Source organism: Arthrobacter sp. K5, assembly GCF_040448525.1.
In the GTDB taxonomy this organism is placed as follows: domain Bacteria; phylum Actinomycetota; class Actinomycetes; order Actinomycetales; family Micrococcaceae; genus Arthrobacter; species Arthrobacter globiformis.
In genome coordinates, this window is the sequence record NZ_CP159279.1 from 41,572 (window position 1) to 54,705 (window position 13,134).

Consider the following 13,134-nt stretch of genomic DNA (forward strand, 5'->3'; position numbering starts at 1 on the left):
AAGAGGCCGTGCTAGCGGAAATCGGACATGGCCGTGGAACGGCTTCTTCGGGCCAGGTCCGGACAACAGACGCTTCGGTAGAGTCGGGGCATGACCACCAGCGGCCCTGTGCGGCAGTTCCTGTCCGGCGATGCCCGCGAAATAGCGCCGCTGCTGCTTGGTGCTGTCCTGACCCACGAGAGCGAGGAAGGTCCCGTTTCCGTCCGGATCACCGAACTCGAGGCCTACATGGGTCCCGTCGATTCGCTGCACCCCGATCCCGGCTCCCACACGTACCGCGGCCCGACCCGCAGGAACGCGCCCATGTTCGGCCCGGCCGGCCACCTCTACGTCTACTTCACGTATGGCATGCACTACTGCGCCAACATCGTCTGTGGTCCGGCCGGCCACGCCTCGGCCGTCTTGCTCCGCGCGGGGGAAATCGTCGGCGGCCGCGAACTCGCGCTTGCCCGGCGGCCGACGTCGAAAGCCGCCAAGGATCTCGCCAGCGGACCGGCCCGGCTGGCCACAGCACTTGGACTGACCACCGAGGACAGCGGACGGGATGCCCTGAGCCCTCCGTTTGGCCTGTCACTGCCGCCGGCACCCGCCGCCCACGTCAGCACCGGGCCGCGGGTCGGCGTCGCCGGGCATGGCGGCACGCACGATTATCCGTGGCGGTTCTGGCTCACGGGCGACCCCACCGTGTCCCGTTACAAGGCTGCGAAGGCGCGCCCGCCGCGGGCGTAGGCTGGACGGGTGAACCACAGCGAACAAGCCCCTGCCCGCAGGCCCGTCCCCGTGGACGAACTCATTACCAGCCTCTGCGCGACCGTTCCGGACTACCCCAAGCCCGGAATCACCTTCAAGGACCTGACGCCCGTCTTCGCCGACGGCACCGCGTTCCGGGCAGTCGTTGACGCGCTCGTGGAACCGTTCAAGGGGCAGTTCGACGCCGTGGCAGGCGTCGAGGCACGGGGGTTCCTGCTCGCCGCCGCCGCGGCCTACGCCACCGGCACCGGTGTGGTGACAGTGCGGAAGGCCGGGAAGCTGCCGCGCGAGGTTTACTCTGAGGACTACGCCCTGGAATACGGCAACGCCACCCTGGAACTTCACACCACGGACCTGGCCCGCGGCAGCCGGGTGCTGATCCTGGACGACGTCCTCGCCACCGGCGGCACCCTCGGGGCGGCCGCCCGCCTGTTTGAGCGCTGCGGCGTCCACGTGTCGGGCGTGGGCGTGGTGATGGAACTCGGCGAGCTGCGCGGCCGCTCCGCGCTGGCCGGGCACCGTGTGCGGTCGCTGCTGCGACTCTGACGTTGCGGTCCGCGGGCCGGCCGTGGCTCTGGCTTACCAGGCTCTGACCAGCAGCCTCGTCGGTGAGCGGCGAAGCCGCGCCGTCAGATAACCTGCTGTAAGCAGCTCAAGAGCCGCCACGTCAGCCGAAAAGGTTATAGAATGGACGGTCTGTCTTTTGCGATAGGGGAACGATGCTCGACGCCGATTTGGCCCACGAACGGGACTACGTAGCCGGTCTGTACACACGGCTTGATGAATTGCGCGAGGAAAAGCGCGCCCAGCTGGCCCAGGTGCGCCGCGCGGGAGCCGTCGGCACCATGCAGAACGTTTCCGAACGCGACGCTTTCGCGGCCCTGTACGAGGACCGCCTCGCCCAGCTCGACGCCGTCGACGACCGCCTGGTGTTCGGGCGGCTGGACCTGGACTCCGGGAAGCGCAGTACATCGGCCGCATCGGGCTCACCACCGAGGACCTCGTCCGGCTCATGGTCGACTGGCGCGCGCCGGAGGCCGGCCACTTCTACCAGGCCACCGCGTTTGACCGGCAGGGCGTGCGCCGGCGCCGGCACCTGATCCTGCAGGGCCGCGAGGTCAAGGCCATCGAGGACGACGTCCTGGATGCCGACATGCTTTCCGACGCCGACTCGCTGCAGGGCGAGGGCGCCTTGCTGGCCGCACTGAACTCCAAGCGCACGGGCCGGATGTCGGACATCGTGGGCACCATCCAGTCCGAGCAGGACCGGATCATCCGGTCCTCCATCTCCGGCGCCCTGGTGGTCCAGGGCGGGCCCGGCACCGGCAAGACCGCCGTGGCCCTGCACCGTGCCGCCTATCTGCTGTACACCCACCGCGACCGGCTCAAGTCCGCCGGCGTGCTGCTGGTGGGCCCGTCGTCGTCGTTCATGAAGTACATCGAACGCGTCCTGCCGTCGCTGGGTGAGACCGGCGTGGTCATGGCCAGCCTCGGCAGGCTCATGCCCGGCATCCATGCGGTGCCGGAACAGGAGGCGGACGTTGCCGCCATCAAGGGCCGGCTGGAAATGGCCGAGGTCATTGCCAACGCCGTGGCCAACCGGCAGCGCATTCCGGCCGAAAACCGGACCCTGGAAGTCGACGGCCGCAAGCTGACCCTCACGCCCCGCCAGGTCCGGCGCGCACGTGAACGCGCACGCTCCACCGGCAAGCCGCACAACGAGGCCCGCGTGACGTTCGTCAAGATCCTGCTCCGCGAGCTGACCGAGCAGATGACCGAACTCGTCGAGGCCGGCAACATCGGCAACAACGCCGACCGCTCGTACCTCGCCGAGGACGTGCGGACGTCCCGCGACGTGCGCATCGCGCTGAACCTGTGCTGGATGCCGATGACGCCCGAGAAGCTGGTGAACGAACTCCTCAGCAAGCCCGCCCTGCTCGAAGCCTGCACCCCCGGGTTCAATGCCAGGGAACGCGAGCTCCTGCTGCGGGCCCCCGATGCCCCCTGGACCGAGGCCGACGTACCCCTGCTCGACGAAGCTGCGGAACTCCTCGGTGAACTGGATCCGGCGGCAGGCCGCGGCCTCGCCCAGCAGGAGCAGGACCGGGCCCGCGCCCTGGCCAACGCCCGGCAGACCCTGGTGAACATGGAATCGGCCGGGGTCGATGTCCTGATGTCCGCCGAGGAACTCGTTGAACAGAACGAGGAACGCGAGGCGCGCCTGACGGCAGCCGAGCGCGCCACCAGCGACCGCACGTGGGCGTTCGGCCATATCGTCGTCGACGAGGCACAGGAACTCTCGCCCATGCAGTGGCGGCTCCTGGTCCGCCGCTGCCCGCTCAAGTCCTTCACCATCGTCGGGGATATCGCCCAGACCAGTTCCGTGGCCGGCGCGAAGTCCTGGCAGGGAGCCCTTGCCCCGATGTTCGGCGACCGCTGGCAGCTGGAGGAGCTCACGGTGAACTACCGCACGCCGTCGCAAATTGCCGAAGCGGCGGCACGCATGGCCAACGCCGCCGGCCTGGTGGTTTCCGCACCGAAGGCGGTCCGGGAGGGCCGCTGGTCGCCGATTATCGACCGTGTGGAGCAGTCGGACATCGTGAGCCGGCTGGTGGAGGTCCTCCCCGAGGAGCTCGAAGCGCTCGACGGCGGTCTGCTCGCCGTGATTGCCGACGGGGACCTGCTCCGGGAGGCCACCGCCGCGCTGCGCGCGAAGTATGGTTCCCGGCTCGGCACGGGTGCCGGCAGTTACGAACAGGACGTGGTGGTCATCAGCCCGCGGGAAGCCAAGGGTCTTGAGTTCGACGGCGTCGTGGTCCTTGAACCGAGCGCCATGCTGAACCACGAGCACGGCAGGGTCGGCGATCTGTACGTCGCCATGACCCGCCCGACCCAGCGGCTTCGGCTGATCGCGGCCGCGGACGTTCCGGCGGGCATCGAGCGTTAAGGTTTCCGGGCGGGCCCGGCCGTCGCGGCCCGGCCCGCCCGCTTGCCCTCCCCGAGGGTCCGGGTGGCGCTGACCCTGCTAACTTAGAAGGCGTGTCACAACTAAACGACCTCGAATCCCAGCAGAACGACCCCAGCTTCGCCAACATCTGGCAGGAGCTCAAATGGCGCGGCCTTGTCCACGTATCCACCGACGAGGTGGAACTGGAAAAGCTCCTCGCCGGGGAACCGGTCACTTATTACTGCGGATTCGACCCCACGGCGCCGAGCCTCCACCTGGGAAACCTGGTCCAGCTCCTGCTCATGAGGCGGCTCCAGCTGGCCGGCCACAAGCCCCTCGGTCTCGTGGGCGGCTCCACCGGGCTGATCGGCGATCCGCGTCCGACGGCGGAACGCACCCTGAATACCAAGGACACCGTTTCCGAGTGGGTCGGCTACCTGCAGGCCCAGGTCCGCCGCTTCCTCAGCTTCGACGGCGTCAACGCAGCCCGGATGGTCAACAACCTCGACTGGACCGCACCGCTGAGCGCGATCGACTTCCTTCGCGAGGTCGGCAAGCACTTCCGCGTGGGCACCATGCTCCGCAAGGACGCTGTGGCCTCACGCCTCAGCTCCGAGGAAGGCATCAGCTACACGGAATTCAGCTACCAGATCCTGCAGGGCATGGACTACCTCCAGCTCTACCGCGACTACGGCTGCATGCTGCAGACCGGCGGTTCGGACCAGTGGGGCAACCTCACCAGCGGCACCGAACTCATCCGCAAGGTGGAGGGCAAGACGGTCCATGCGCTGGGCACTCCGCTCATCACCAACGCCGACGGCACCAAGTTCGGCAAGAGCGAGGGCAACGCCATCTGGCTGGATTCCGCAATGGTCAGCCCGTACACCTTCTACCAGTTCTGGCTTAACACCGCCGATGCAGATGTCGTGGACCGGCTGAAGGTGTTCACCTTCCTCACCCGGGCCGAGATTGACGAGATTGCCCTGTCTGTCGCCGAGCGTCCGTTCGCCCGCGAAGGCCAGCGGAAGCTCGCCTACGAAGTGACGGCCCTGGTCCACGGAGCCGAAGCCACCGAAAAGGTCATTGCTGCTTCCGCGGCCGTTTTCGGCAACGGCGACCTGTCGGTGCTGGACGAGCAGACGCTTGCCGCGGCAACTGCAGAACTGCCGTCCGCTTCCGTGGACGACACCGGGCTCGGCATCATCGACTTGCTGGTTGCCTCGGGGCTCTCGGACAGCAAGTCCGCCGCACGCCGTGTCGTCGGAGAGGGCGGTGCCTACGTCAACAACGCCAAGGTCACGGATCCTGACGCGGTGATCCCACCTTCCCAGCTGCTGCACGGCAAGTACCTGCTGCTTCGCCGGGGCAAGAAGAACCTGGCCACGGTTCAGGTGTCCGGCGCCTAGCACCGGAACAGGCAAAATGCACGCTCCTCCGCAGCCGATTTGCACGGCCGCGGGGGAGCGTGTAATGTCTTCTGAGTCGCCGCCGCTGAGCGGTGACAAACCCCCTTCACTGAGAAGCAATTCTTCAACTTCAAGCATGAATGAAGAAAAGCTTCCATTAGTGCTGGGTGGATTCATTCCACGAGGTGAATATCGGGTAAATAACCCGGATTTGCAAAGTGAAAATGAATGAAATAAGCTGGAAACATCGCAGCGAAGAAAAGCGAAAAGGCAAATTCGAGATGATAATTCTTGAATTATTTCGTGAGTATTCGAATGTGTCTGTTGTTTGAGAACTCAATAGTGTGCCAAGTTTGTTGATACCGATTTTTTTATGAATTGGTTGATTGTGCCGGGCTGCCCACCCCCGTGGTGTGGCCTGGTGTTTTTAGCTGGTTTCAAATTTTGTGCAGCCTTCGTTCCTGTTATTTCCGGGGGTGTTGGTTGTGTCTGTTTTTCTTCAACGGAGAGTTTGATCCTGGCTCAGGATGAACGCTGGCGGCGTGCTTAACACATGCAAGTCGAACGATGATCCGGTGCTTGCACCGGGGATTAGTGGCGAACGGGTGAGTAACACGTGAGTAACCTGCCCTTGACTCTGGGATAAGCCTGGGAAACTGGGTCTAATACCGGATATGACTCCTCATCGCATGGTGGGGGGTGGAAAGCTTTTTGTGGTTTTGGATGGACTCGCGGCCTATCAGCTTGTTGGTGAGGTAATGGCTCACCAAGGCGACGACGGGTAGCCGGCCTGAGAGGGTGACCGGCCACACTGGGACTGAGACACGGCCCAGACTCCTACGGGAGGCAGCAGTGGGGAATATTGCACAATGGGCGAAAGCCTGATGCAGCGACGCCGCGTGAGGGATGACGGCCTTCGGGTTGTAAACCTCTTTCAGTAGGGAAGAAGCGAAAGTGACGGTACCTGCAGAAGAAGCGCCGGCTAACTACGTGCCAGCAGCCGCGGTAATACGTAGGGCGCAAGCGTTATCCGGAATTATTGGGCGTAAAGAGCTCGTAGGCGGTTTGTCGCGTCTGCCGTGAAAGTCCGGGGCTCAACTCCGGATCTGCGGTGGGTACGGGCAGACTAGAGTGATGTAGGGGAGACTGGAATTCCTGGTGTAGCGGTGAAATGCGCAGATATCAGGAGGAACACCGATGGCGAAGGCAGGTCTCTGGGCATTAACTGACGCTGAGGAGCGAAAGCATGGGGAGCGAACAGGATTAGATACCCTGGTAGTCCATGCCGTAAACGTTGGGCACTAGGTGTGGGGGACATTCCACGTTTTCCGCGCCGTAGCTAACGCATTAAGTGCCCCGCCTGGGGAGTACGGCCGCAAGGCTAAAACTCAAAGGAATTGACGGGGGCCCGCACAAGCGGCGGAGCATGCGGATTAATTCGATGCAACGCGAAGAACCTTACCAAGGCTTGACATGGACCGGACCGCCGCAGAAATGTGGTTTCTCCTTTTGGGGCCGGTTCACAGGTGGTGCATGGTTGTCGTCAGCTCGTGTCGTGAGATGTTGGGTTAAGTCCCGCAACGAGCGCAACCCTCGTTCCATGTTGCCAGCGCGTAATGGCGGGGACTCATGGGAGACTGCCGGGGTCAACTCGGAGGAAGGTGGGGACGACGTCAAATCATCATGCCCCTTATGTCTTGGGCTTCACGCATGCTACAATGGCCGGTACAAAGGGTTGCGATACTGTGAGGTGGAGCTAATCCCAAAAAGCCGGTCTCAGTTCGGATTGGGGTCTGCAACTCGACCCCATGAAGTCGGAGTCGCTAGTAATCGCAGATCAGCAACGCTGCGGTGAATACGTTCCCGGGCCTTGTACACACCGCCCGTCAAGTCACGAAAGTTGGTAACACCCGAAGCCGGTGGCCTAACCCCTTGTGGGAGGGAGCCGTCGAAGGTGGGACTGGCGATTGGGACTAAGTCGTAACAAGGTAGCCGTACCGGAAGGTGCGGCTGGATCACCTCCTTTCTAAGGAGCACCTACAGTCTCTGCGGCCCGTGTAGGCGGGTGTGGAGGGGTTGTCAGGAGTAAAGGCCCGTTGCGCAGACGTTTGTTCTGCGGCGGGTGCTCATGGGTGGAATATCAACGGATAGCGGCCGCGTGTTTTTTTCCTGTGTTTAGTACGGATGGGTTCCCTGTGGGGGTTTGTCCTGGAACGGTGCGGGTGGGGGATGCGTGGTTTAGTGTTTGGCACACTGTTGGGTCCTGAGGCAACAGGGCCGGGGAGGCTGCGGTTTTTGGCCGTGTTTTCCCGGGGCTTGTTTGTTTCTGGTTTCCTGGCTGCACCGGTCATGCGCGTTGGCCCCTTTGGGGGGTTGTGTGTGGGGTGTGTGGTACGGGGTTGTTGTTTGAGAACTACATAGTGGACGCGAGCATCTTTTATAAGAAGCAATTTCCAAGAATATGAACCTGGATCTGGCTGCGCGTGATGATGGCTTCCTTTTTTGGGGGTGGTTGTTGGGTGTGGTTGGTTTTCATGGTTCTCTCGAAAATTACTGATTGATCTTTTGTGGTCAAGTTTTTAAGAGCACACGGTGGATGCCTTGGCATTAGGAGCCGAAGAAGGACGTAGGAATCTGCGATAAGCCTGGGGGAGTCGATAACCGGACTGTGATCCCAGGGTGTCCGAATGGGGAAACCCCGCCAGACGCGCGAGTGATCTGGTGACCCGCATCTGAACACATAGGGTGCGTGGAGGGAACGCGGGGAAGTGAAACATCTCAGTACCCGCAGGAAGAGAAAACAACAGTGATTCCGTTAGTAGTGGCGAGCGAACGCGGATCAGGCTAAACCGACCCATGTGTGATAGCCGGCGGGCGTTGCATGGGCGGGGTTGTGGGACTTGTTGTCCTGGTTCTGCCGGACCGGGGAGGTGTGAGTGCTGGTATAGGTGAACGGTCTTGAAAGGCCGGCCGTAGAGGGTGTGAGCCCCGTAACCGTAATGCTGTGTACCGCCTTTGATGAGTATCCCAAGTAGCACGGGGCCCGAGAAATCCCGTGTGAATCTGTCAGGACCACCTGATAAGCCTAAATACTCCCTAATGACCGATAGCGGACCAGTACCGTGAGGGAAAGGTGAAAAGTACCCCGGGAGGGGAGTGAAACAGTACCTGAAACCGTGTGCTTACAATCCGTCGGAGCAGCCATAGTAGTTGTGACGGCGTGCCTTTTGAAGAATGAGCCTGCGAGTTAGTGTTACGTCGCGAGGTTAACCCGTGTGGGGAAGCCGTAGCGAAAGCGAGTCTGAACAGGGCGTTGCAGTGGCGTGATCTAGACCCGAAGCGAAGTGATCTACCCATGGCCAGGTTGAAGCGACGGTAAGACGTCGTGGAGGACCGAACCCACTTCAGTTGAAAATGGAGGGGATGAGCTGTGGGTAGGGGTGAAAGGCCAATCAAACTTCGTGATAGCTGGTTCTCCCCGAAATGCATTTAGGTGCAGCGTTGCGTGTTTCTTACCGGAGGTAGAGCTACTGGATGGCTAATGGGCCCTACAAGGTTACTGACGTCAGCCAAACTCCGAATGCCGGTAAGTGAGAGCGCAGCAGTGAGACTGTGGGGGATAAGCTTCATAGTCGAGAGGGAAACAGCCCAGACCACCAACTAAGGCCCCTAAGCGTGTGCTAAGTGGGAAAGGATGTGGAGTTGCGAAGACAACCAGGAGGTTGGCTTAGAAGCAGCCATCCTTAAAAGAGTGCGTAATAGCTCACTGGTCAAGTGATTCCGCGCCGACAATGTAGCGGGGCTCAAGTACACCGCCGAAGTTGTGGCATTCACATATTTTCCAAGCCTTTGTGGTTCAGGAGTGTGGATGGGTAGGGGAGCGTCGTGTGGGCGGTGAAGTCGCGGTGTAAACCAGCGGTGGAGCCTACACGAGTGAGAATGCAGGCATGAGTAGCGAAAGACGGGTGAGAAACCCGTCCGCCGGATGATCAAGGGTTCCAGGGTCAAGCTAATCTGCCCTGGGTAAGTCGGGACCTAAGGCGAGGCCGACAGGCGTAGTCGATGGACAACGGGTTGATATTCCCGTACCGGCGAAAAACCGCCCATGTTGAACAGGGGATACTAACCGCCCGAGACCTGCCTGACACCCCTTGTGGGTGAAGGGTTTTGGTGGAGCGCGGGACCTGATCCTGGGAGGCAAGCGTATTAACAGGTGTGACGCAGGAAGGTAGCCGAGCCGGGCGATGGTTGTCCCGGTCCAAGGATGTAGGGCGAACGGTAGGCAAATCCGCTGTTCATGTGCCTGAGATCTGACGGGACTCCCGTAAAGGGGGGATTCGGTGATCCTATGCTGCCTAGAAAAGCATCGGCGCGAGGTTTTAGCCGCCCGTACCCCAAACCGACACAGGTGATCAGGTAGAGAATACTAAGGCGATCGAGAGAATTATGGTTAAGGAACTCGGCAAAATGCCCCCGTAACTTCGGGAGAAGGGGGGCCCCAACCTTGAACGGACCGTGCGTCCGGGAGGGGATCGGGGCCGCAGAGACCAGGGAAGCGACTGTTTACTAAAAACACAGGTCCGTGCGAAGTCGCAAGACGATGTATACGGACTGACTCCTGCCCGGTGCTGGAAGGTTAAGAGGACCGGTTAGCCTCACGGCGAAGCTGAGAATTTAAAGCCCCAGTAAACGGCGGTGGTAACTATAACCATCCTAAGGTAGCGAAATTCCTTGTCGGGTAAGTTCCGACCTGCACGAATGGAGTAACGACTTCCCCGCTGTCTCAACCATAAACTCGGCGAAATTGCAGTACGAGTAAAGATGCTCGTTACGCGCAGCAGGACGGAAAGACCCCGAGACCTTTACTATAGTTTGGTATTGGTGTTCGGAGTGGCTTGTGTAGGATAGGTGGGAGACGTTGAAGCCCGGACGCCAGTTCGGGTGGAGTCATCGTTGAAATACCACTCTGGTCACTTTGGACATCTAACTTCGGCCCGTAATCCGGGTCAGGGACAGTGCCTGATGGGTAGTTTAACTGGGGCGGTTGCCTCCTAAAAAGTAACGGAGGCGCCCAAAGGTTCCCTCAGCCTGGTTGGCAATCAGGTGTCGAGTGTAAGTGCACAAGGGAGCTTGACTGTGAGAGAGACATCTCGAGCAGGGACGAAAGTCGGGACTAGTGATCCGGCGGTACATTGTGGAATGGCCGTCGCTCAACGGATAAAAGGTACCTCGGGGATAACAGGCTGATCTTGCCCAAGAGTCCATATCGACGGCATGGTTTGGCACCTCGATGTCGGCTCGTCGCATCCTGGGGCTGGAGTAGGTCCCAAGGGTTGGGCTGTTCGCCCATTAAAGCGGTACGCGAGCTGGGTTTAGAACGTCGTGAGACAGTTCGGTCCCTATCCGCTGCGCGCGCAGGAAATTTGAGAAGGGCTGTCCTTAGTACGAGAGGACCGGGACGGACGAACCTCTGGTGTGTCAGTTGTACTGCCAAGTGCACCGCTGATTAGCTACGTTCGGATGGGATAACCGCTGAAAGCATCTAAGCGGGAAGCTCGCTTCGAGATGAGATTTCCATACACCCTCGGGTGTGAGAGGCCCCCAGCCAGACCACTGGGTTGATAGGCCGGATGTGGAAGCGAGGACTAACGACTCGTGAAGCTGACCGGTACTAATAGGCCGATAACTTACACCACACAAGAACAAAGCATGCTTGCGTCCACTATGTGGTTCCCAACCAACAAACCCGTTGGAACAGGAACCAAAATAAACTGAATAACAACACCACAGTTGTTGTAACCACAAGATTTCCCCCGCACACCCGCACGGGTGTGTGACGGGACACAGGGTTACGGCGGTCATAGCGTGGGGGAAACGCCCGGTCCCATTCCGAACCCGGAAGCTAAGACCCACAGCGCCGATGGTACTGCACCCGGGAGGGTGTGGGAGAGTAGGTCACCGCCGGACAACCATTAGGTCGAGAGCCCCGAACCAGTCATGGTCGGGGCTCTCCCGCATTTAAAACACCCTCTCAGCTGGTCCTGACGCTCGCTGTTGCTGTCCCGCCTGCGCTTGATTCGGCCTTGACAGCGGTGACCTGCTTGGCAGGTCCGGGCTTGACCGCCAGCGTCCAGTTCCCGAGGAGTTTGCCTTTACAGTTCCCAAGCGGGCGGCAGCTCGCCCTGGTGTCACGTCGTACAGCACGATGGTGGCCGAGGTTGCTGCCGTCGACCCGGCGTACCTGGAAGTACCGCTGAAGGTCATGTCCTTCCTCAGCCGGTGCCGGGCACTGGTAATGGTCACCACGTCTTTCTGTCCCACAGGTGCCGCAGCCGGGGCTGGTGCCGGTGGTGATGCCACCGGTGATGTGGCCGGCGTGGTCGTCACCGGTGTGGCCACCTCTGCTGCCTCGGTGGTCTGTGGTGCCGGCGCTTCCGTCCCTTGTGCCGGTGCAGTCTGGTTGATCAGGTGCGGCTTTACGGCCTCCACTGGATGATTGGGATCTGGGTCGTTCGTGTCGATGCCGACGCTGAACTGGGCCATCATGTCGTGGTCCTCGTGGGGCAGGTTGTGGCAGTGGATCATGTACCTGCCGCGGTGGTGTTCGAATTTCATGAGCAGCCGGACCGTCTCGCCCTCGCCCACGTAGACAACGTCCTTGGGCCCACGCTCGTGGGCGAAGGGTGCCTGCCCGTTGCGGCTGAGGACCTGGAAGTCCACCAGATGGATGTGGACCGGATGGAACCATCCCCCCGAGCTGTTTTCTATTTCCCAGATTTCCACGTCGTCGAGGTCGGGATTTGCGAGAACCTTTCTGTAGCCACTCTCAACCACCTCGTCCCACGTCATGCCGCCGATTGTCCAGACGTCCAGGTCCCGCTTTACGCGCATGCGCCTGGTCTTTACAGAGTCCGACGTCTTAAGGCTCATGGCCGTGCTCGGGGCGAGAAGCGTCGGCAGCACCCTGGCGCCGGGACCGGACGTGTCTACCGGCTCGTCCGTTACGTCGAAGGCCATGACCCTGTTGGTGAAGTCGTAGTCCACATTGTTCTTGTTGGACAGGTTGCGCAATTCGACCCGCTTGCCAACGGGATACTTCGAAAAGTCGATGAGGACTTCGTAGCGCTCGGCGCCGCCGTGACGCCAGTTGGTCACCTGCTGGGCGGCCGGCATCAGGCCGCCGTCCGTTGCGACGATAGTCATTGCGTCTCCTGTGCTCAGGGAGAAGCGGTAGGAACGCGCAATGGAGGCATTGAGAATACGGAAGCGGTAGATCCTGCGCTGGACCTTCATCACCGGCCAAGGCGCTCCGTTGACAAGGATGACGTCGCCCCACAGGCCGGAATGGGTGTTGTCGTTGTAGCCGAGGGAGCCGTTGGCTGCGAACATGGCGTCGGATACCGTGAGCGGCACGTCAAACCTTCCCTGCGGAAGAATGCTGCCCTCCACTTCGTCGTGCAGGTGGTACTGGGCAGCGAGACCGGAGTAGACGCTCTGGGCCGTATTGTGGACGGCGTGGTCGTGGTACCACAGCGTCCGTGCCGGCTGGAAGTTGGGGTATTCATAATCCTTGCAGTAGCCCAGGCCGGTGAGGTCGTTGGCGTAGCCGTCGAACTGCGGCAGCGACGCCGACCCGTGCAGGTGGGTGGAGGTGTCAAGCCGGTACCCCCACTGCGGGTGGAACAGGGGCAACACGTTGTCCATCTCCAGTGTGATGCGTTCGCCCTGATTCACCTTGATGGTCGGCCCCGGAAATGTCCCGTTGTAGCCGAGGATCGGTGTGCTGAGGCCAGGCACGATGTTGGCCAGGGCGGCTTTCTGCTCAATCTTGTACAGGTGCCGCTTGTGGCCGTCAGGGTCCACGACCGTGCTGCTGGGCCTGAGTACCTCCGGAATGGGAAGTGTCCGTTGAAAGGGCTTCGGCATGTTGCGGGACGCCAGCTGGCTTGCTGACTTGGCGTTGACGGAGGTCAAGGGGACGGCCAGTCCCAAACGCGCCGATGATCCCCAGTCCACCTATTTGCAATGCCT

Annotated in this window: 5 protein-coding genes, 3 rRNA genes and 1 pseudogene; 8 read left to right on the plus strand and 1 reads right to left on the minus strand. The window is 61.2% G+C overall.

Annotated features, from left to right (window positions below; all coding sequences use genetic code 11):
- The first annotated feature begins 90 nt into the window (after nt 1–90).
- From ABRP34_RS00200 to rrf, 8 genes and pseudogenes are all read left to right on the plus strand, one after another.
- Nucleotides 91–729 (plus strand): DNA-3-methyladenine glycosylase, encoded by a 639-nt coding sequence (locus ABRP34_RS00200; protein ID WP_353711802.1) that lies wholly within the window; start codon nt 91–93, stop codon nt 727–729.
- 9 nt (nt 730–738) lie between these two features.
- A complete protein-coding gene (locus ABRP34_RS00205) occupies nt 739–1,296 on the plus strand; it encodes an adenine phosphoribosyltransferase (protein ID WP_003798665.1) in 558 nt (185 codons plus the stop codon).
- A gap of 173 nt (nt 1,297–1,469) precedes the next feature.
- Nucleotides 1,470–3,697 (plus strand): annotated as a pseudogene (locus tag ABRP34_RS00210) (AAA family ATPase).
- Between the two features lie 92 nt (nt 3,698–3,789).
- Entirely contained in the window at nt 3,790–5,103 is a 1,314-nt protein-coding gene (tyrS, locus tag ABRP34_RS00215) for a tyrosine--tRNA ligase (protein ID WP_353711804.1), read from the plus strand.
- A 64-nt stretch (nt 5,104–5,167) separates the two neighbouring features.
- Nucleotides 5,168–5,335 carry a hypothetical protein gene (locus ABRP34_RS00220; protein ID WP_175304949.1) on the plus strand — a complete coding sequence of 56 codons (168 nt, stop codon included), beginning with the start codon at nt 5,168–5,170 and terminating at the stop codon, nt 5,333–5,335.
- A gap of 267 nt (nt 5,336–5,602) precedes the next feature.
- Nucleotides 5,603–7,129, plus strand: a 16S ribosomal RNA gene (locus ABRP34_RS00225).
- 543 nt (nt 7,130–7,672) lie between these two features.
- Nucleotides 7,673–10,799, plus strand: a 23S ribosomal RNA gene (locus ABRP34_RS00230).
- A 154-nt stretch (nt 10,800–10,953) separates the two neighbouring features.
- Nucleotides 10,954–11,070 (plus strand): 5S ribosomal RNA (rrf, locus tag ABRP34_RS00235).
- The 16S, 23S and 5S rRNA genes sit together here, the layout of an rRNA operon.
- 51 nt (nt 11,071–11,121) lie before the next feature.
- Here rrf and ABRP34_RS00240 read toward each other — a convergent pair.
- Nucleotides 11,122–13,077 carry a multicopper oxidase family protein gene (locus tag ABRP34_RS00240; protein WP_353711825.1) on the minus strand — a complete coding sequence of 652 codons (1,956 nt, stop codon included), beginning with the start codon at nt 13,075–13,077 and terminating at the stop codon, nt 11,122–11,124.
- Nucleotides 13,078–13,134: the final 57 nt, after the last annotated feature.